Source organism: Rhodococcus sp. NPDC057529 (genome assembly GCF_042802055.1).
Lineage (GTDB): Bacteria > Actinomycetota > Actinomycetes > Mycobacteriales > Mycobacteriaceae > Rhodococcus_F.
This window is the reverse complement of the sequence record NZ_JBHVEY010000001.1, coordinates 633,183-653,317: the sequence shown is the minus strand read 5'-3', so window position 1 is coordinate 653,317 and position 20,135 is coordinate 633,183. Positions and strand designations below refer to the sequence as shown.

Here is a 20,135-nt window from a genome sequence, read left to right as displayed (position 1 = left end):
CAACGTACTGCGGGGTCGTTTCCCCCGCAGGACTTTGCTACTACGAAATGTAGTAGACCTGTCAAGCCTCCGCGGACTCGGCTCCCGACGTCTCGACCGCGAGGTCGACCAGCTCCACGATCTCGTCGGCGAGGGGCGCGTCCGGCAGCGCGAGGCCGTCGATCTTGCGCACCCGGGCAGCCATGGTGATGCTGGAGATGAGCCAAACACCTTCCGCCGTAATGAGATCCGCCGGACGCAGCGCCGCGTACTCGCAGCGGAACCCCTTGCCGGACGCCACCTCGTAGAGGGCCTGCTGGGTGGTGCCCGGCAGAATTCCGTGCTCCGGCGGCGGCGTCAGGAGCGTCTTCTCGCGGGCGATGACCACCGTGGAACGTGGCCCTTCCAACACGTTGCCCTCACTACTGACGAAGATCACATCGTCGGCCCCGAACGTGGCCGCGTACCGCAGGGCGGCCATGTTCGTGGCATACGACAAGGTCTTCGCCCCGAGCAGCTGCCACGGCGCGCTCGCCGACAGATCCACCGAATAGCCCCGGGCCAGTGTGAGTACCGACACTCCGTCGCGCCGCGCGGCCAGGATCCGGTCGGAGACCGGCCCGACGGTGACGAAGGCGGTCGCGTCGCCGCCGGACTCCCGGCCGCGGCTGAGCACGAGGCGCATCGCGCCCTCCCGCTCGGACCCCCACTCCTCGACCGCCAACTCCAACGCCAACCGCCAGTCGTCCAGGTCCTGCACCGGCAGGCCGAGGGCCCGCGCCGACGCGACCAGTCGAGTGAGGTGCGGCTCCACCTTCAGTGCACGACCGCCGCGCACCAACAGCGTCTCGAAGACACCGTCACCGCGCACCACCGCCAGATCGTCCGCGTGCAGCAGCGGGGCATCCGCGTCGCGCACCTCGTGGTCCAGTGTCACCAGCACTCGATCAGACATGAGACCCAGCCTATCGACCCTGCTGACCGCCACCCGAGGTCCATGGTCCCTAGACTGGGTTCGTGGTCGACAAACTGCCCGTCTCACCCAGTCCACTCGTCACGGCCCCTGGTGCGGTCCCCGCGCCCGAAGGCTCCCCCGACGCCGGCGTCGCCTGGCACCACGGCGATCCGCTCGGCGAACAACGCAGCGCCGAGCGTTCCGCGGTGGTCGTCGACCGCTCCCACCGGTTCGTCATCGCGATCAGCGGACCCGAACGACTCACCTGGCTGCACACCATCTCCAGCCAGCACGTCGCCGCGCTCGCCGACGGCTCGAGCGCCGAGAACCTCAGCCTCGACGTCAACGGCCGCGTCGAACACCACTTCGTCCAGACCGACCTCGACGGCGTCACCTGGATCGACACCGAAGCCGACCGCGGACCCGACCTTCTCTCGTTCCTCACCAAAATGGTGTTCTGGTCCAAGGCCGAGCCCCGCGACGGCAACGAACTCGCCGTCCTCAGTGTGATCGGCCCCGACGCCACGGCCGTCCTCGACGCCGCCGGGGTCGCCGTGCCCGCCGAGCCGTATGCCGCGGCCGCAGTGGCCGGCGGCGGTTTCGTCCGCCGCATGCCGTGGCCGACCGCCGACTCCTTCGACCTGCTGGTCCCGCGGGAAGGCCTCGCGACGTGGTGGGGCCGGCTCACCTCCGCCGGCGCCGCCCCCGCCGGAACGTGGGCGTTCGAGGCACTCCGGGTGGCTGCCGTGCGTCCCCGGATCGGGCTCGACACCGACGACCGCACCATCCCGCACGAGGTCCGCTGGATCGGCGGTCCCGCCGAGCACGGCGCCGTCCACCTCGAGAAGGGCTGCTACCGCGGTCAGGAGACCGTCGCCCGCGTCCACAACCTCGGCAAACCGCCGCGGCACCTGGTCCTGCTGCACCTCGACGGCAGCGCCGAGGGCAGGCCGGAACCGGGTGACCCGGTGACGGCGGGCGGCCGCGCGGTCGGACGGATCGGCACGGTGATCGACCACCACGAACTCGGCCCCATCGCGCTGGCCCTCGTCAAACGGTCCGTCCCCACCGACACCGAATTGGTGACCGGCCCGTGCGCGGCGTCCATCGACCCCGACTCCGTACCCGTCGACGACGCGGTCCAGGCGGGCCGCGCCGCCGTCGACCGGCTCCGCGGCCGGTGAGCGGGACGACCGCGGCGGCCGGCGAGGTGCTGGCCGTCTGCGTGCTGCACACCGAACGCGACAGCGGCACCCGGCGGGTGACCCGCACGGCGATCGACAAGCGACCCGTCGACGGCCCGGTGTCCGTCACGACCGCCGGACTGGCCGGCGACCGTGTCTGCGACACCGAATACCACGGCGGGCCGTTCAAGGCCGTCTACGCGTACCAGGAGGACGAGGCACAGCGCTGGGCGACGGAACTCGGCCGGGAACTGCCCCCGGGATGGTTCGGCGAGAACCTCCGCCTGGACGGCATCGCCGCGAGCGACGCCGTGATCGGCGAGCGCTGGCGGATCGGCTCCACCGAACTGGAGGTGTCCGGCCCGCGAACACCGTGCGGCACGTTCGGCGTGTGGGCCGCCGAGCCGCGGTGGGTCAAGCGGTTCTCCGAACGCGGCGACACGGGCGCCTACCTGCGGGTGGTGACCGAGGGGTCGATCACCGCAGGCGACGCCGTCCACCGCATCCACGTGCCCGGGCACGGCGTCACCGTCCGCGATCTGTTCACCGGCCGCGACCCGGAACAATTCGTGGCTCTACTCGAACAGCAGGAGAACCTCGCTCCGACCGTCGCGGACAAGGCCCGCCGACGGATCGCCGGACTGGAAGTGCAGGTCACGTATTGAGCATCGAACTGGTCGAGGTCGTCCGTTCCGGATTCCGTGAGTGCGTCCACCGCGGTTCGGCGGTGATTCTGAGCGCGGACGGCGAGATCGCGCTCGCCCTCGGCGAGGTGCACACGCCGATCTACCCGCGGTCGTCGAACAAGCCGTGGCAGGCCGTGACGATGCTGAGGAACGGCTTCGAACCGACCAGTTCCGAAGAACTCGCGATCGCGACCGCATCCCACGAGGGCGAGTCGGACCACATCGAACTCGTCGAGCGGCTGCTCGCCCGGTACGGCCTCGACGAGGATCAGCTCCGGTGCCCCGCGGATCTACCCTCCAACGAGCTCGCCCGGGCCGAACTGCTGGCCGCCGGAGAACTCCCCCGCCCCGTGTACATGAATTGCTCCGGCAAGCACGCGGCGATGCTGGCCACCTGCCTGACCGCCGACTGGCCCCTGGACAGCTACCTGGAGCCGACGCATCCCCTGCAACTCGCGGTGGTCGAGACACTCGGCTCGATCAGCGGCGACGTCGACGCCGAACTCGGCATCGACGGATGCGGGCTGCCGATCGTCCCGCTGTCGCTGACGCACCTGGCGCGGGCGTTCGCGCGGCTCGTCACCGCCGAACCCGGATCCCCCGAACTCGCCGTCGCCGACGCCGTCCGCGAGCACCCCTATCTCGTCTCGGGTACCGGAAAGGACGACGCGCGCCTGATGCCGGTCGTACCCGGGCTGATGACGAAGGCCGGCGCCGACGGGGTCTACGCGGGCGCTCTCCCCGACGGCTCGGCGTTCGCGCTGAAGATCGACGACGGTCACGAACGGGCCCGGTTGCCCCTCGCCGCAGCACTTCTCCACCGGATGGGCGCCGAATGGACCGAGGATCTGGCGGCCCTCGCATCGCAGCCCGTGCTCGGCGGCGGCGTCCGGGTGGGGACGGTCCGGGCAATTCCGGGAGTGTTCTGAAGTCGAAATACCGGCATCGGGGCAGCTCGCGACCTCGATGAGACTAAACAGACACCTGTTCGGGGTGTGGATGGAAGCGCGAGGGACTTTTCCACGCTAGAGTGTGGGGCAGGAACTTACACACTCAAACGGGGCCGCCAAATTCCCCAGGCCGCCCCGCGAAAGCGCGAGGGGGTCAGCCATGGGCCGCGGCCGGGCTAAGGCAAAGCAGACCAAGGTTGCACGCGAGCTGAAGTACAGCGTACCGACCACGGATTTTGACAGCCTGCAACGAGAGCTCTCAGGTGGGTCGTCCAACTCGCATCGGGACGAGGTCTTCGCTGACCAGCGTGCCGACAGGGAGGGTCACTCCCGGGAGGACGACGACGACTGGCGGCGCTGAGATCTGAAGACACAGAAATGAGGGGGAGCCGATACCGGCTCCCCCTCATTTCCACATCTTCAGCCGGTCGGGGCCACTAGCTCGCCCCGTTCCGACCGACGGCGTCCGACCCTCAGAACCTCGGGTGATCGCCGGCGAGAATCGCGCGCTCGGCGGACACGTCGTGCGACTTCTTGATGCTGCCCAGCGTCCAGCAGTCGATGTGCCGCGCCGTCAGGACGGCCAGTGCACGATCGACGTCCTCGGGCGCCACGATCGCGACCATGCCGACGCCCATGTTGAACGTCTGCTCCATCTCGGCCCGCTCAACGCGTCCGCGCTGCGCGATCATCGCGAAGATCGGAGCGGGGCTCCACGTGCCGCGGTCGAGTTCGGCAACCAGGCCCTTCGGCATGACCCGCGCGAGGTTGTTGGCCAGTCCACCACCGGTGACGTGGCAGAACGTGCGCACGTCGGTCTCGGCGGCCAGCGCCAGGCAGTCCTTGGCGTAGATCTTCGTGGGCTCGAGCATCTCCTCACCCAGGGTGCGGCCGAACTCGTCGACGTGCGCCGTCAGGCTCATGTGATCGATCTCGAGCAGCACCTTGCGGGCCAGCGAGTAACCGTTGGAATGCAGACCGGACGAACCCATCGCGATCACGACGTCGCCGGGACGGACCCGGTCGGGGCCCAGCACCTGATCGGCCTCGACCACGCCGACACCGGTCGCGGACAGGTCGTAGTCGCCGTCCGCCATCACGCCGGGGTGCTCGGCCGTCTCGCCACCGAGCAGCGCGCACCCGGCCTGGATGCAGCCTTCGGCGATGCCGCTGACGAGTTCGGCGACCCGCTCCGGGACGACCCGCCCGACGGCGATGTAGTCCTGCAGGAACAGCGGCTCGGCGCCGCAGACGACGAGGTCGTCGACGACCATCGCGACCAGGTCGAGGCCCACGGTGTCGTGCTTGTCGAGTGCCTGGGCGACGGCGAGCTTGGTGCCCACACCGTCCGTGGACGCCGCGAGCAGCGGCTCCTTGTAGTCACCCTTGAGCGAGAACAGTCCCGCGAATCCACCGAGACCACCGAGAACCTCGGGACGGCTGGCGCGCTTGGCCAAGGGAGCGAAGAGTTCCACCGCCCGATCGCCTGCGGCGATGTCCACTCCTGCGGCGGCGTAGGACGCGCCAGGGCGACTTGTCGGATCCTCGGTCATGTGGTTGTTACTCCAGCCTTCTGTTGCTCGTCAAAATCGTGTCGGTCGGGCAATCGAGTGCTGTGATTGCGTCCTTACGGTACCGGAGTACGTTCTCCGGCCGGCTCCCGATGTACCGGCCTACGGCCGACTGAGGGCGTTCGCGTTGTCGTTCTCCCGCGTCGCGGGACCGCCTGCCGCGCTCTCGAGCATTCCTTCGAGAACGTTCTTTCCGATCGACGTCTCCGTGGGGAGCGCGATGGGGTACGTGCCGTCGAAGCAGGCCGCGCACAGTCGTGACGCCGGCTGTTCGGTGGCCGCGATCATGCCGTCGATGGAGATGTAGCCGAGGGTGTCGGCGCCGATGGAGCGGCGCACCCCTTCGAGCATCTCGTCGAAGCTGCCGGGCTCGCCGCTACCGCCCGCACCGTTGGCGATCAACTCGGCCGGGGAGGCGAAGTCGATGCCGTAGAAGCAGGGCCACTTGACCGGCGGCGACGCGATCCGGACGTGGATCTCCAGGGCGCCTGCCTCGCGGAGCATCCGGATGAGCGCGCGCTGGGTGTTGCCGCGGACGATCGAATCGTCCACCACCACGAGGCGCTTGCCGCGGATGACTTCCTTCAGCGGGTTGAGTTTGAGGCGGATACCGAGCTGGCGGATCGTCTGCGAGGGCTGGATGAAGGTGCGGCCCACGTAGGCGTTCTTCATCAGACCCTGGCCGTACGGAATGCCCGACCCCTGCGCGTACCCGACCGCGGCGGGAGTGCCCGATTCGGGGACCGGGATGACGAGGTCGCCCTCGGCGGGGTGCTCGGTGGCGAGGCGACGACCGATCTCGACGCGGGTCGAGTGCACCGAACGTCCGCCGATGACGCTGTCCGGACGCGCCAGGTACACGTACTCGAACACGCAGCCCTTGGGCTCGGGGTTCGCGAAGCGGGAGGAGCGGACGCCGTCGGCGTCGATGGCGAGGAGTTCGCCGGGTTCGATGTCGCGGACGAACGACGCGCCGACGATGTCGAGTGCGGCCGTCTCGCTGGCCACCACCCAGCCGCGGTCCAGTCGTCCGAGGCACAGGGGGCGGATGCCGTGCGGGTCACGCGCCGCGTAGAGCGTGTGCTCGTCCATGAACGTGAGGCAGAACGCGCCGCGCAGCGTCGGCAGCAGCGTCATGGCCGCCTGCTCGATGGTGCTGTCCGCGGCGGCGTGCGCGAGGAGGGCGCCGACGACGTCCGAGTCGGACGTGGCGCCGCCGGGGCGCTTGTCGTTGACGAGGCCCGCCGCACGGGCGCGCTGCGCCAGTTCCGCCGTGTTGACGAGGTTGCCGTTGTGGCCGAGGGCGATGCCGCTGCCCGCCGCGGTGGTGCGGAAGATCGGCTGCGCGTTCTCCCACGTGGTCGAGCCCGTGGTGGAGTAGCGACAGTGACCGACGGCGACGTGGCCCGGCATCGCTGCCAGGGTCTGCTCGTCGAACACCTGGCTGACCAACCCGAGGTCCTTGAAGACCAGCACCTGCGAACCGTCGGCGACGGCGATGCCCGCCGCTTCCTGACCACGGTGCTGCAGGGCATAAAGCCCGTAGTAGGTGAGTTTCGCCACATCCTCTCCCGGCGCCCAGACGCCGAAGACTCCGCATTCTTCGCGGGGCTCGTTCTCGTCCTCGTCGGACGGGTTCGAAGAGAGAAGATTAGGACTGTGGACCGACAGATCGGCTCTGGTCACCGGGGTGCTCCCTGGGGATGGGCGTGTGAGGGGCAAGGTCAGTCTACGTGCCCCGCGCCGCAGCTTCGCCCACGGTGCCGATCGAACCGGTCCGACTCCCGGATCACCGGCCGAAAATGGACCAGTTTCGGTCCGGCAGCCGCGGCGTGATCGGGACGCCCCAGCGCGGAGGGAAGCCCGCAACGGCTGGTGCGCGGTGGCCGGGGTGACTACACGCGCAGCAACGGCAGCCAGTGGGCGATCTCCCCGGCACGGCTCCCCGACACCGACACCTCGCCGCCGGACGTCGCGCCGTCGAAATCCAATAGTCCCGTCACCAGCAGCAGCCACGTCCGCGGATCCGTCTCCACGACGTTGGGCGGGGTGCCGCGGGTGTGCCGGGGACCCTCGATGCACTGGACCGCGACGAACGGGGGAACCCGGACCTCCACGCTCGAACCGGGGGCCACCTGCTCGAGCGTCCGTGCGCTGAGCCGGACCGCCGCGGCCAGCCGGGTGCGGGACGGCTTCTCCTCGGTGTCGCCGCGCAACCACGGTCCGACGTCGAGTACGGCGGCCCTCAGTTCGGCGGGATCTACGGCTCGACGCGACGGCATACGCTCAATCTACTGCGCGGTCCCGCGCGGCCTCGGCGACCACCACCCCGCCGACGTTGACCGAAAGATGCAGCAGTGCAGGGGCTACGACGCTGCCGCTGCGCCGGCGCAACCACTCGAACAGCCACGCGGTGGAACCGGTGAGCAGCACGCTCGCGCCGATCGGGTCACCGGCGATCCGGGCCGCGCGCACGTGCCACAGCCCGAACGCCACGGCGTGCAGGGCGTACGCGATGGTGGGTGTCCAGCCCCGGCGCAGCATCGCGGACAGGACGCTGCGGAACAGCAGTTCCTCGTGCGCGACGGTCCCCACGGGGATCCGGAACCCCACCCAGCCGGCGACATCGGTGGCGCGGTCGCCGGTCGGAATCCGCCTGCGCGCGGCGGGCACGCTCAGCGCGATCGCGTATCCGCCGAGCGGGATCACCGACGCCACCGCGCCGTACCGCAGCCCGGTCCGCACCGCCGGCGCGGACAGCCCGAGTTCGTCGACGCCGTACCCCGCCGCCCTGGCGGCGCCCACCACCGACAGCCCGAGTACGCCGCCCGCGACGGCCCGCCCGTACGGGCCGAGCCCCGAACCGGGCAGCACCACGTTGTTCCACAGCACGGCCGCCGCCGCACCGGCCACGGAGGCGAGCCTCGTCACTTCTCCGGACCCTCCGTCCCGGCGAGGGATTCGAGGGTGGACCGGACGCGTTCGGTGTCGGCGGGCGTCCACCCCTCGGGCTGCGCGACGGTGATCCAGCCGTCGAGGACGAGGGTCCCGTAATTGTGGCCGTGCCCGTCCGGCACGCCGGCGGCATTCGTGAGGTCGGCGGACACCTGCCAGAACGTCACGAACGGAAACCATTTCATCGACGGCGAACGATCGTCGCCCGGCGGTTCCTTCAACCAGTCGGGGCGGGTGAACGCGAGGTCGGGCGACCACCACACGACGGGATCGGACGGGTGCTGGACGTACAGGATGCGCGGCGACAACCACTCCCCCGGGTCTTCGACCATGTCGGCGGAGTCGTCGGCGAACCGCACCACCAGACCCGCCGCGTACTCGGGGTCGACCTCGGGAGTGCCGGGGTCGCGGCGCTGAACCAGCTGACCCCACAGCCGGTTCGAGTTGGGCGGCCCGACCCACAGCACGCCGTCGACGGTCTGCCGGATGTCGCTCAGCGTGTCGAAGGCGCCCTCGCCGGCCTGGGTGCCGAGACTTTCGCCGTAGACGAGCAGCTTGGGGCGGGTTTCCTCGGGTTCCTGCAACCACCGTTCGTGCACCCGGTCGATCAGCATCTTTCCCGCCTCGGCGGCCTTCTCCCGGTCTGCGAGGAACGAGATCCAGCTCGGCAGGAACGAGTACTGGCTCGCCACCAATGCTGTGTCGCCGTTGTGGACCAACTCGATCGCCTGCGCCGCAGTGGGATTGACCCAGCCCGTGCCGGTGGTGGGGATGACGACGAGGACCTTGCGGGCGAACGCGCCGGTCCGCTCGAGTTCGTCGATGACGATGTCCATGCGTTCGTCGGGGTCCTCGGCGGTCTCGAGTCCGGCGTAGACCCGGATCGGATCCTTCGCCGGGGTGCCGTTGGCCGCCGTGAGTTCGTCGGCGTCGAGGCCGCGGGACACGAAGTTCCGGCCCTCGTAGCCGAGGGTGTCCCAGGGCGCCAGCGACTCCGGGCTGCCCGACTTCTCCGGATCGAGCGGCTGTTCGACACCGTCGCGGGTCGTCGAATTCTGCAGACTGAACGCCGCATTCGTCGCGGCGTAGACGCCGCGCATCAGGACACCGTCGACGAGCAGGAAGAACAGCACCGTCACGATGAGGATGCCGACGGTGGTGGCCGTCGGGATCGCGAGGTGCCATCGCCGGATGAGTCGTCCCGCGATCCACCGCACCAGTTCGCGGGCCAGTCGCCACACCGAGATGACCGCCGCACCCACGAGCAGGCTCAGACCGCCCGTGCGGATGTAGCCGGTGGTGGTGGTGCCCTCCGCCCCCATCAGCGCGGCGAGTTCCCGCTGCCACGCCGCGGAGTACGCGAGCATCACGAGGCTGACGACCACGCACGTCACCGTCACGAGCACGCGCAGGCCGGTCGACCACGGTTCCGGCAGCGGCCACCACGACCGGTTCTTCAGGACGTAGCGGCGGGCCAGCCAGCCGATCGCGGTACCCACCGCATACCCGATCGCGGCGTTGATGCCGCCGATCAGCCCCTGGAACAACCAGTCGCGGGGCAGCAGCGACGGCGTCAGCGACCAGCAGAAGAACAGCGTCGCGAACGCGATACCGGTGAAGTCGAGGCGAAGGAAACGCCAGGTCCGGTCGAGCCGGGGACCGTGGAGGAGTGCAGGATCGACTAGCCGCGAGAGTTCCCGCGGCCCCCTGTCAACCCTCTCCAATGCCCCCGATTCGACCATTCATCACCCGAACAATGCCGGCAGAGTTCCCTCGAACGTCGTACGCAGCTCGGCCAGCGAGACCGAGAACTGGCCCTGGACCTCGACGGAATCGGACCCCTCGTCCACCACACCGATACGCACCCACGGCAGATTACGGGCCGTGCACATACCGGTAAAGCGAGTTTCCTCGGTACGCGGAACCGCGACCAGCACCCGGCCCGACGACTCCGAGAACAGCGTCACGAACGGATCCGCGTCCTCGGGAAGCAGGATCCGGCAGCCCGTCTCCCCGGCCAGCGCGGCCTCGACGACGGCCTGCGCCAGACCCCCCTCGGACAGGTCGTGCGCCGCCGACACCAGACCGTCGCGTGACGCCGCCAGCAGGATGTCGGCCAGCAACTGCTCCCGGGCGAGGTCGACCTTCGGCGGGACGCCGCCGAGGTGGCCGTGCTCGACCTGCGACCAGATGGACCCGTCGAACTCGTCGCGGGTCTCGCCGAGCAGGATCAGCGTCTCGCCCGGTTCCAGCCCGAGACCGGTCGGGATGCGCCGGTGCACGTCGTCGATGACACCGAGCACCGCCACCACCGGGGTCGGCAGGATCGCGGTCGACCCGGTCTGGTTGTAGAAGCTGACGTTGCCGCCGGTGACCGGGATGCCGAGCGTCGCGCAGCCGTCCGCCAGACCGCGGACCGCCTGCTGGAACTGCCACATCACGCCCGGGTCCTCCGGGGACCCGAAGTTCAGGCAGTTGCTGACGGCCTTGGGAGTGGCGCCGGTGACGGCGACGTTGCGGAACGCCTCCGCGAGCGCCAGCTGCGCACCGGCGTACGGGTCGAGCGCGGTATAGCGGCCGGACGCGTCGGTGGCGAGCGCGATGCCGCGGCCCGTTTTCTCGTCGACCCGGATCACCCCGGAGTCGGCGTTCTCGGCCAGGACGGTGTTGCCGCGCACGTACCGGTCGTACTGCTCGGTGATCCACTTGCGGCTGCACAGCGCCGGGGACGCGAGCATCTTCAGCAGCGTCGCCTTCAGCTCCTCGGCGGACTCCGGGCGCGTCAGGCCGGCGGTGGTGTTCGCGACCAGCGCGTCCTGGCTCGCGGGACGCTGCACGGGGCGCTCGTACACCGGGCCCTCATGGGCGACGGTGCGCGGCGGCACGTCGACGACGGTCTCGCCGTGCCAGGAGATGGTCAGCCGCTCGCCGTCGGTGACCTCACCGATGACGGTGGCCAGGACGTCCCACTTCTTGCAGACCTCCATGAACGCGTCCACGTTCTCCGGGGTGACGACCGCGCACATGCGTTCCTGCGACTCGCTGGAGAGCACCTCGGCGGCGGTCATGCCGGTGGCTCGCATCGGGACCTGCTCGAGGTTGATGTGCATGCCGCCGTCGCCGGCCGCGGCCAGCTCCGACGTGGCGCAGGACAGCCCGGCCCCGCCGAGGTCCTGGATACCGACCACCAGCTTCGCGGCATAAAGCTCGAGACAGCACTCGATGAGCACCTTCTCGGTGAACGGGTCACCCACCTGCACCGCAGGCAGCTTCTTCCGGCTTTTCGATGCTCCAGCTCCGCCTTCGGCTTCGTGTTCGTCCCCACTTTCGTCGCCGTCGAACGTCTCCGACGCCAGCACGGACACGCCGCCGATGCCGTCGAGGCCGGTCCGCGCACCGAACAGGATGATCTTGTTGCCGGCGCCGGACGCGAACGCCAGGTGCAGGTCCTCGACCCGCATCGTCCCGGCACACAGCGCGTTGACCAGCGGGTTACCGGCGTACGACTCGTCGAACACGGTCTCGCCGCCGATGTTGGGCAGACCCAGCGAGTTGCCGTAGCCGCCGACACCGCGCACCACACCGTCGACGACGCGCCGGGTGTCGGGGGCGTCCGCCGCACCGAAACGCAGCTGGTCCATCACCGCGATGGGACGGGCGCCCATGGCCATGATGTCGCGGACGATGCCGCCGACGCCGGTGGCCGCGCCCTGGTAGGGCTCCACGTAGGAGGGGTGGTTGTGGCTCTCCACCTTGAACGTGACCGCCCAGCCGTCGCCGATGTCGACGACGCCGGCGTTCTCGCCGATACCCGCGAGCATCGACGACCGCATCTCGTCGGTCGTGGTCTCACCGAAGTACCTCAGGTGCACCTTCGACGACTTGTAGGAGCAGTGCTCACTCCACATCACCGAGTACATCGCGAGCTCGGCCTCGGTGGGGCGCCGGCCCAGGATCTCCTTGATGCGGGCGTACTCGTCGTCCTTGAGACCCAGCTCCTTGAAAGGCTGTGCGACGTCGGGGGTCGCGGTGGCGGCGGTGACGGTATCGACCGGGTGTGCTGACACTGGAGGTGGGGTCCCTTCCCTACGGGAGTCAAGAGAGGCAAGCCGGGAGTCACGGTCGGCGCAAGCCGGGTGGCGACGAGCCGTACGTCAGTCTATCCGGCGGCTCCTTCCGGTACCGACCTGGCGCTCCTCGCCCCTTCCCCGTCACGCCGTCGGTGTGAGGAAGGCCGCAAGGGCGTCGGAATACGCTCGCACGTCACGGGCGCCCATCAGCTCCCGCGACGAGTGCATCCCGAGCTGGGCGGCGCCGACGTCGACGGTGCTCAGCCCCGTCCTGGACGCGGTGATCGGGCCGATGGTCGAACCGCACGGCAGATCGGCCCTGTGCACGTACCGCTGCAGCGGCACACCCGCCTGGTCGCAGGCGAGCGCGAACGCCCCGGCCCCGGCCGCGTCGGTGGCGTAGCGCAGGTTCTGGTTGACCTTGAGCACCGGTCCCCCGTTGACGGCGATGTGGTGGGCGGGCTCGTGTCGGTCCGGGTAATTGGGGTGGGTCGCGTGCGCCATGTCCCCGGACGCGCAGATCGATCCGGCCATCGTCTGCAGGAATTCTTCGCGACCACCGCCGCGGCCGAGGACGATGCGTTCGAGCACGGTGCTCAGGAGATCGGAGAACGCGCCCCGATCGGACATGCTCCCCACCTCCTCGTGGTCGAACAGCGCGAGCACCGGCACCCGATCCCCGGGATTCTCGGCCGCCGCGAGCAGCGCCTGGGTGCCCGCGTAGCAGGTGCCCTGGTTGTCGAGCCGCGGCGCGCTGACGAGGTCCTGTTCGGTTCCGACCAGGGCGCTGGGCGCGAGATCGTGAGTCATCAGTTCCCACCCGAGCACCGCGTCGGCAGGCACCTCCGCCCGCTCGGCGACGAAGTCGATGAACGACCGGCGGTCGGCACCCACGCCCCACACGCCGTTGAGGTGACGCTGCGGATCGAGGTGCACGCCCTTGCGGTCCTCGGACAGGTGGATGGCCAGTTGCGGGACGCGCAGGATCGGTTCGTCGACGCGGACGAGCTTCTCCTCCACAGCGTTGCCTGCCCGCACGCTCAGTCGCCCGGAGATGCCCAGGTCGCGGTCGAGCCACGAGTTGAGCCACGCGCCGCCGTACGGTTCGAGGCCCACCAGCTGCCACCCCGCCGACGAGAGGTCGGGGTGCTGCTTGACGCGCAGGTTCGGGCTGTCGGTGTGCCCGCCGACGATGCGGAACGGCGCCGTCCGGCCCACCCCCTCGGTGCTCCATGCGATGAGGGATCCGCCGCGCACCAGGAAGTACCGGCCGGGCTCGCCGGGCCACGAGTCGGTCTCGTGCAACTCGGTGAAACCGTTGCCGGTCAGCAACATCGACACCGTCGCGCACACATGGAACGGCGACGGTGAGGCATCGACGAAGGTGCAGAGTCCCTGGGCGTCGGCCCACGTGGTGGAAGGCATGGGTCAATCATGCAGGACCCGCTGTCACGGGTGGGGACCCGAGACGCAGAACTGGTTGCCGTCGGGATCGGCGAGAGTGACCCATCGGAAATCGCCCATCTCGTGCCGCCCGACCTCCGTCGCGCCGTCGGCACTCAGCCTGCCGACCTCGCCGTCGAGATCTTCGGACGCCAGGTCGAGGTGGATGCGGTTCTTCCCCGGAGTGGGATCGTCGACCTTCTGGAACGCCAGCTTCTGCGCGGAATCCGGGAGGGCGACGACGTAGAACCAGCCGTCGTTCTCCTGCTCGACCGTGCCTGCCGTCTGCTTCGCCCACCAGTTCGCGAGCGGCCCCGGATCGGTGGTGTCGAACGTGATCATGCCGAGTGTGAGTGCCATGCCCGCACAGTAGCCGTGACCACCGACACGTTTCGCGGCTTCACAGGAACTCCTCAATGACCCGGACGGCGGCGTCCACGCCACCGGCAGAACGCAACTCGGCGGCGAGTTCCGCGCTGCGGCGACGGACCGGTTCGGCGTCGACCCGGGCGAGCGCGTCCCGCAGTTCGGCCGCGGAGACGTCCGAACTGTCCACGCGCACCGCCACTCCCGCGGCGACGAGCGCGTCGGCGTTCTCGAACTGGTCGGTGGCCTGCGGCGCGGCGATCATCGGGGTCCCCGTGAACATGCCCTCGCTGGACCCGCCCATGCCTGCGTGGGTGAGGAACGCGTCGGCCTGCCCCAGGATGTCGAACTGCGGCACCCAGCGGTGGACTTCGACGTTGCCGGGCACGGCGCCGAGTTCACCGACGTCGACGTGTTGCCCGATCTGCAGGACGACGTGCCAGCCGTCGAGGTCGCCGAACGCCTCGATGCAGCGGCGGTAGAAGTCGGCGTGATCGGTGAACGCGGTGCCGAGCGAGACGAGCAGCACCTTGTGCGCGCCCGCCGGACGCTCCCACCGGCCTTCGGCGGGCCGCCGGGTGGGCAGCGCCGGTCCGACGAATGTGTAGACGTCCTCGTCGACCCGGTCGGCGTGGGGCTGCATCGATTTCGCGATCAGCACCACCGCCCGGGCCGGGCGCCCGTAGAACTCGTCCGGGTCGGTCGCGACCCCGTTGTCCCGCAGCAGTTTCCCCTGCCGCTCGTACAGCGCGGCACCGCGCGGGTCGGCCCGCATGGTGTCCACGAACGACTTCATGTCGTCCTCGTAGCCCTCCCAGGCGACGTACGTCGGCGACAGTTGCACGATCGGCACGTTCCATTCCTCGGCGAGGACGCGGGCGGGGCCTCCCGCGATGTCGTAGAGGAACAGGTCGGGGCGGTCGTCCTCGTACAGTCTCCGCAGTTGCGGCAGCATCGACTCGTACTCGGCCTGGAACAGGGTGAGGTGATCGATGGTGTCGCCGTCCCAGGACTTTCCGGACTCGTCCGCCGCGCCCGCGGTGTTCACGCGCGGCAACGTCGAGGCGTACTCCTTGAATTCCGCCCCGGTGCTCTCGACGACGTCCTTCACCGCGGCGTCGTTGGCGTACGTGACGCGGTGCCCGCGCCCGACGAGTTCTCGGAGAATCTCCAGGCTGGGGTTGACGTGCCCCGGCGCCGGGATGCTGACCATGGCGATGTGTGAGCGGGTCATCTTCATCCTTTCCGAGACGGAACGGTCCGTCTCGTTACATGGTGGCACCGGACCACAGACGAGTCAAGACGATACGTCTCGTCTGGTCTAGGATCCGTTCATGCCGTCCGCCGACAATCCCCGCCGATCCGAACGGTCCCGCGGCGCGATCCTGCAGGCCACTCAGGAGCTGATCCGCGAACAGCCCTACGCGAAGATCAGCATCGAAGGCATCGCCGCACGCGCGAAGGTCGGGAAACAGACCATCTACCGCTGGTGGCGGTCCAAGGGCGCGCTCGTCGTGGACGCCCTGCACGAACAGAACGCGGCCGGCGCCCAGGAGGCCCTGGCCCTGCCCGACACCGGTGACCTCGCCGCGGACATGAAACTGGTGCTCCGCGCGACCGTCGACGAGTTCACGTCCCCCGATGTCGAACCGCTGTTCCGGGCGCTGTCCATCGAATCGCTGCAGGACCCAGCCCTGCGGGAACAGATCGTCGCACGGATCTACCGGCCGCAGTTCGAGTTCGTCGCGGCGCGGTTCCGCTCGGCGCAGGACGCCGGGCAGGTGCGACCCGACGTCGACCTCGCCCTGGCGTTCGAGTTGTTCATGGCGCCGATGTTCTACCGCTGGCAGTCCGGAGCCCATCCCCTCACCCACGAGCACGCGGACGCCGTCGTCGACCTGGCGATGCGCGCCCTCGCACCCTGAGCGCAGATCAGCGAACGTCTTCTACGAACCCGAAATCGCTGTGTGCCAGGTCCTCGACATGGACGGTGCGCCCGGACGCGTCGGCGAGCGGGATCTTCCAGTTCGCGTACTGGGTCGCGTCGGTGCCCGGCTGATTCTGGATGCGATACTCCCCCACCAGGTCGGCGAGCGCGACACCCGACAGCAGCGACGGACTCCGGTTGATCAGCCGGTACAGCGCCTTCACCGTGTCGGGGATCGACGCGTCCTCCGCCAGCAATCCGCGGTCGCGCGCCAGTTGCAGGACGGCCTCGCGTTGCTGCGCGTCGTGTTCATTCTCGAGTTCGAGGTCCCGTTCGAGGAGCCCGAGCCGTGACCGCAGTTCGATGTGCTCGCCGGCGAGGTACCCGGCGGTCGGCGGAAGATCGTGCGTGGTCACGGATGTCAGGCACAGCGTCCGGTACTCCTCCGGCGGCGTCGGCCGCTCGCCGTCGTGCTCGAACCACAGGATCGACGTCCCGAGGATGCCGCGCTCGGCGAGGTAGTCCTGCACGGCGAGTTCGAACACCCCGAGATCTTCGCCGATCACGACGGCGCCGGCCCGCTCCGCCTCGAGCGCGAGGATCCCGATGAGCGCCTCGTGGTCGTAGGTGACGTACGTTCCGTCCGCAGGCGTCTGCGCGTCGGCGGGGATCCACCACAGCCGGAACAGCCCCAGGATGTGGTCGACCCGCAGACCGCCCGCATGCTTCAGGACGGTGCGCAGCATGTCGCGGTACGGGGCGTACCCCAGTTCCGCCAGCCGATCCGGCCGCCACGGCGGCTGATTCCACTGCTGGCCCTGCTGATTGAAGTCGTCTGGAGGAGCGCCGACGGTAATGCCCTCTGCCAGAGCAGTTCCCAGCGACCACGCGTCCGCACCCCCACGCTGGACGCCGACGGCGAGATCGTGCACGATCCCGATGTCCATGCCCGCCGCGCGGGCCGCGGCCTGTGCGCCGGAAAGCTGTTCGTCGCACACCCATTGCAGCCACGAGTAGAACTCCACCCGCGGCGCGAGCTTGCGCCGCTGCGCCTGCACCCAGTCGCTGTCCGGCGCTTGCGCTTTCGTCCGCCACCGGGGGTCGTCGGGCGGCAGTTTCTCGGTGAGCGCGCACCACGTGGCGAAGTCCCGCAGGCCGTCGCCCTCGACGCGGCAGAACTCCTCGAACGCGTGCTGCCTGCTCGGGCTGCGCTCGACCCGGAAGATCCGTTCGAGCACCCGGAGTTTGGCCCGGTACGACGGGTTGCGCGCTATCCGGTCGGAGCGGTCGTTCGCCCGCGCGAATCGCGCTGCGGCGTCGCGCATCCGCGCATGGCGTCGCGTCGACAGGTACGCCGCCTCCGGGATGTCCTCGACGCGGACGTACAGCGGATTGACATACCGGCGGGTGGTCGGCAGGTACGGCGACGCCTCGATCGGTGGCCGGGGCTGCGCCGCATGCAGCGGATTGACGAGAACGTAGTCGGCGCCGTGGACGGAACCGAAGATCGACGCGAGATCCGCGAGGTCGCCGAAATCCCCCACACCCCAGGACCGACGCGACCGGATCGAGTACAACTGGGTGAGCACACCCCAGCGCCTGCGGTCGCGCAGCGCATCGGACGTCGACAACCGCGCCGGTGTCACCACGAGGGTGCACGACGAGGAGGTGCCCGAGGTGGACGCCCGCACCGTGTGCCACCCGCACGGAACCTCGGAGGGCACGGCGAACGTCGCGCGCCCCACCAGAACACCGTCGACCTCCCGCGGATCGACCCACACCTGGAGTTGGCGGGCCCGGACCGTCCCGCCCGACTCCGTGTCGATGGTGACGTCCACGTCCTCCCCGTGCGGGACGTGGACCACGAAACGGGTCTCGGATCCGTCCGTTCCGACGACGACGGGCGGCAGCATCCGCCGCCACGGCGCCACGTCGCGCTCGGACAGGGCGCACCGAACCTCGTCCTCCGTTCCGGCGGGGACGTCGAGCGCGGCGAGGACGCTGCGGAGCGTGTCGTCGCCCACGTCGTGATGCCGCTGATCCCAACCCCGGTACGACGTCGCCACCCCGTGCCGGGCCGCGAGATCACGCAACTGCTCGGTGTACGTCACCCGTCGATCGTGCCAGTTCGCCTCGGGTTCCGCGCGTCTTCCGGATCGCCGCCGCGGCCGTCGGACCCGCCGGCGTGATTGGCAGTGCGGCGGGTGGGGTAACTGTTCGGTAATCAGACGCACGGCGTCCACGGTGAGCGCCCGGTGGCACTCGGTTGGTCGACACCGATGCGCCCGGCAACCGAGGAGTCTTCAATGCTGCTACGTCTTCCCGGAGTCTATCGCCCGCAACACGATACGCAGTTGCTGGCCGGTGTCCTCGCGGCGGAGCCACTCGGTCCCCACTCCCGGGTACTCGATCTGTGTGCCGGGACCGGCGCGCTGAGCGTGGCCGCCGCGGCCGCCGGAGCGGGCCGGGTGACAGCGGTGGACGTGTCGCGGCGGGCGGCGATCAGCATCCGGCTCAATGCACTGGCCCGCGGGCACCGGATCCGGGTGATCCACGGCGACCTCACCGAACACGTCCGCGAAGACCGGTTCGACCTCGTCGTGTCCAACCCGCCGTACGTCCCGGCACCCGTCGACACCGTGCCCGACCGCGGTCCGGCGCGCGCCTGGGACGCGGGGAAGAACGGTCGCGCACTGCTCGACCGGATCTGCCTCCAGGCCCCCGACCTTCTCGTCGACGGCGGGGTTCTGCTGCTCGCGCAGTCCGGCCTGAGCGGAGTCGAGAAGACGCTGACGATGCTCGAGGAACAGAACATGACGGTCGACGTCGCCGCGACGGCCGAGATCCCGTTCGGACCCGTCCTCGTCGAACGGCGGGAGATGCTCGAGCGGCGAGGGCTCATCGAGGTCGGCCAGACGCTCGAGGAAATCGTGGTGATCCGCGCCGTCAGATAGGCATCGCGTGATGGCGCCGTGCGTGGCCGAGGCCCGCACGGCGCCGTCGGGTCAGGCAGAGATGACGCTGTCGAGCACGGAATAGAACATGCCGAGTCCGTCGTCGCTGGGCCCGGTGAGGGCCTCGGTGGCGTGCTCGGGGTGCGGCATGAGGCCTACCACGCGGCCGTTGGCCGAGGAGATGCCGGCGATGCCGCGCTGCGAACCGTTCGGGTTGTCGCCGGCGTAGCGGAACACCACACGGCCCTCACCCTCGAGTTCGTCGAGGACGTTCGCCGACGCCTGGTAGCGGCCCTCGCCGGACTTGAGCGGGACGAGGATCTCGGCGCCCGTCTCGTAGCGGGACGTCCACGCCGTCGACGTGGCCTCGACCTTCAGCCACTCGTCGCGGCAGATGAAGTGCAGGCCCTCGTTGCGGGTGAGCGCGCCGGGCAGCAGGCCCGCTTCGCACAGGACCTGGAAGCCGTTGCAGATACCGAGCACGGGCATGCCGCCCTGCGCGGCCTGGACGACCTTTCCCATGACGGGCGCGAACCGCGCGATGGCGCCGCACCGCAGGTAGTCGCCGTAGGAGAAGCCACCGGGGACGATGACGGCGTCGACACCCTTGAGGTCGGCGTCGCCGTGCCACAGGCTCACGGCCTCGCCGCCGGCGAGGGTCACGGCGCGGGCGGCGTCGACGTCGTCGAGGGTGCCGGGGAAGGTGATGACTCCGACGCGGGCGCTCATGCTTCGACGCGCCTCACGGTCCAGTCCTCGATCACCGTGTTGGCCAGCAGGGCCTCGGCGATCTTCTCGAGCTGAGCGTCGTCGACACTGCCGTCGACCTCGAGCTCGAACCGCTTGCCCTGACGGACATCGGAAACTCCAGCGAAGCCGAGCCGCGGCAGCGCTCCGACAATGGCCTGCCCCTGGGGGTCGAGAATCTCGGCCTTGGGCATGACTTCGACGACGACACGGGCCACGTGCTGCTCCTTGTTGTTGTGCGCGAGCCCAGAGTGGAACACCGGGCACCCGGGAGTTTACCGGGCTACCTGCCTGCGGTTCGCATCGGACGAACGGGACGAGCCATGCATGCAGGCGCATACTCGAATT

Annotated in this window: 19 protein-coding genes; 6 read left to right on the top strand and 13 right to left on the bottom strand. The window is 69.6% G+C overall.

Annotated features, from left to right (window positions below; genetic code table 11):
• Positions 1-61: 61 nt before the first annotated feature.
• Positions 62-934, bottom strand: coding sequence for an aminodeoxychorismate lyase (locus ACFU5V_RS02980; protein WP_378433556.1), 873 nt, complete (start codon positions 932-934; stop codon positions 62-64).
• A gap of 62 nt (positions 935-996) precedes the next feature.
• On the opposite strand from ACFU5V_RS02980, the gene ACFU5V_RS02975 reads away from it, so the two are divergent.
• From ACFU5V_RS02975 to ACFU5V_RS02960, 4 genes are all read left to right on the top strand, one after another.
• Positions 997-2,118, top strand: a complete 1,122-nt coding sequence (locus ACFU5V_RS02975) for a YgfZ/GcvT domain-containing protein (RefSeq protein WP_378433555.1) — start codon at positions 997-999, stop codon at positions 2,116-2,118.
• Positions 2,115-2,783 carry an MOSC domain-containing protein gene (locus tag ACFU5V_RS02970; RefSeq protein ID WP_378433554.1) on the top strand — a complete coding sequence of 223 codons (669 nt, stop codon included), beginning with the start codon at positions 2,115-2,117 and terminating at the stop codon, positions 2,781-2,783. The genes ACFU5V_RS02975 and ACFU5V_RS02970 overlap by 4 nt, the downstream gene beginning before the upstream one ends.
• Positions 2,780-3,733 (top strand): asparaginase, encoded by a 954-nt coding sequence (locus tag ACFU5V_RS02965; RefSeq protein WP_378433553.1) that lies wholly within the window; start codon positions 2,780-2,782, stop codon positions 3,731-3,733. Before ACFU5V_RS02970 ends, ACFU5V_RS02965 begins: the two co-directional genes overlap by 4 nt.
• A gap of 181 nt (positions 3,734-3,914) precedes the next feature.
• The gene (locus tag ACFU5V_RS02960) at positions 3,915-4,115 is read left to right on the top strand and encodes a DUF3073 domain-containing protein (protein WP_005244376.1); all 201 of its coding nucleotides are present in this window, start codon (positions 3,915-3,917) and stop codon (positions 4,113-4,115) included.
• 112 nt (positions 4,116-4,227) lie between these two features.
• Here ACFU5V_RS02960 and purM read toward each other — a convergent pair whose 3' ends face one another.
• The 9 genes from purM to ACFU5V_RS02915 all read right to left on the bottom strand — a co-directional run bounded on the left by purM (position 4,228) and on the right by ACFU5V_RS02915 (position 15,399).
• Positions 4,228-5,307 carry a phosphoribosylformylglycinamidine cyclo-ligase gene (gene purM, locus ACFU5V_RS02955; protein ID WP_005244377.1) on the bottom strand — a complete coding sequence of 360 codons (1,080 nt, stop codon included), beginning with the start codon at positions 5,305-5,307 and terminating at the stop codon, positions 4,228-4,230.
• A gap of 120 nt (positions 5,308-5,427) precedes the next feature.
• A complete protein-coding gene (gene purF / locus ACFU5V_RS02950; RefSeq protein WP_378433552.1) occupies positions 5,428-7,011 on the bottom strand; it encodes an amidophosphoribosyltransferase in 1,584 nt (527 codons plus the stop codon).
• Between the two features lie 209 nt (positions 7,012-7,220).
• Positions 7,221-7,607: a sterol carrier family protein gene (locus ACFU5V_RS02945; protein ID WP_378433551.1), complete on the bottom strand. Its 387-nt coding sequence runs from the start codon at positions 7,605-7,607 to the stop codon at positions 7,221-7,223.
• A gap of 4 nt (positions 7,608-7,611) precedes the next feature.
• Positions 7,612-8,256, bottom strand: coding sequence for a CPBP family intramembrane glutamic endopeptidase (locus ACFU5V_RS02940; RefSeq protein WP_378696682.1), 645 nt, complete (start codon positions 8,254-8,256; stop codon positions 7,612-7,614).
• Entirely contained in the window at positions 8,253-10,022 is a 1,770-nt protein-coding gene (locus ACFU5V_RS02935; RefSeq protein WP_378433549.1) for an alpha/beta hydrolase, read from the bottom strand. Before ACFU5V_RS02935 ends, ACFU5V_RS02940 begins: the two co-directional genes overlap by 4 nt.
• Before the next feature lie 3 nt (positions 10,023-10,025).
• Complete coding sequence (gene purL, locus ACFU5V_RS02930; RefSeq protein WP_378696680.1) at positions 10,026-12,347, bottom strand: phosphoribosylformylglycinamidine synthase subunit PurL; 2,322 nt, start codon at positions 12,345-12,347, stop codon at positions 10,026-10,028.
• 144 nt (positions 12,348-12,491) lie between these two features.
• On the bottom strand, positions 12,492-13,775 hold the full coding sequence (locus tag ACFU5V_RS02925; protein WP_378696678.1) for a M18 family aminopeptidase: 1,284 nt from the start codon (positions 13,773-13,775) through the stop codon (positions 12,492-12,494).
• Positions 13,776-13,799: 24 nt separating this feature from the next.
• Complete coding sequence (locus tag ACFU5V_RS02920) at positions 13,800-14,153, bottom strand: VOC family protein (RefSeq protein ID WP_378433546.1); 354 nt, start codon at positions 14,151-14,153, stop codon at positions 13,800-13,802.
• A gap of 40 nt (positions 14,154-14,193) precedes the next feature.
• Positions 14,194-15,399: a macrolide family glycosyltransferase gene (locus ACFU5V_RS02915; RefSeq protein WP_378696676.1), complete on the bottom strand. Its 1,206-nt coding sequence runs from the start codon at positions 15,397-15,399 to the stop codon at positions 14,194-14,196.
• 94 nt (positions 15,400-15,493) lie between these two features.
• Between ACFU5V_RS02915 and ACFU5V_RS02910 the strand changes: the two genes are divergently transcribed.
• Entirely contained in the window at positions 15,494-16,084 is a 591-nt protein-coding gene (locus ACFU5V_RS02910) for a TetR/AcrR family transcriptional regulator (RefSeq protein ID WP_378433544.1), read from the top strand.
• 7 nt (positions 16,085-16,091) lie between these two features.
• Here ACFU5V_RS02910 and malQ read toward each other — a convergent pair whose 3' ends face one another.
• A complete protein-coding gene (malQ, locus tag ACFU5V_RS02905; protein ID WP_378696674.1) occupies positions 16,092-18,197 on the bottom strand; it encodes a 4-alpha-glucanotransferase in 2,106 nt (701 codons plus the stop codon).
• Between the two features lie 195 nt (positions 18,198-18,392).
• Here malQ and ACFU5V_RS02900 point away from each other — a divergent pair, with 195 nt between their 5' ends.
• Positions 18,393-19,040, top strand: a complete 648-nt coding sequence (locus ACFU5V_RS02900) for a HemK2/MTQ2 family protein methyltransferase (protein WP_378433542.1) — start codon at positions 18,393-18,395, stop codon at positions 19,038-19,040.
• A 51-nt stretch (positions 19,041-19,091) separates the two neighbouring features.
• Here ACFU5V_RS02900 and purQ read toward each other — a convergent pair whose 3' ends face one another.
• Complete coding sequence (gene purQ, locus ACFU5V_RS02895; RefSeq protein ID WP_276138190.1) at positions 19,092-19,769, bottom strand: phosphoribosylformylglycinamidine synthase subunit PurQ; 678 nt, start codon at positions 19,767-19,769, stop codon at positions 19,092-19,094.
• Positions 19,766-20,005 carry a phosphoribosylformylglycinamidine synthase subunit PurS gene (gene purS / locus ACFU5V_RS02890; protein WP_005244409.1) on the bottom strand — a complete coding sequence of 80 codons (240 nt, stop codon included), beginning with the start codon at positions 20,003-20,005 and terminating at the stop codon, positions 19,766-19,768. The genes purQ and purS overlap by 4 nt, the downstream gene beginning before the upstream one ends.
• Positions 20,006-20,135: the final 130 nt, after the last annotated feature.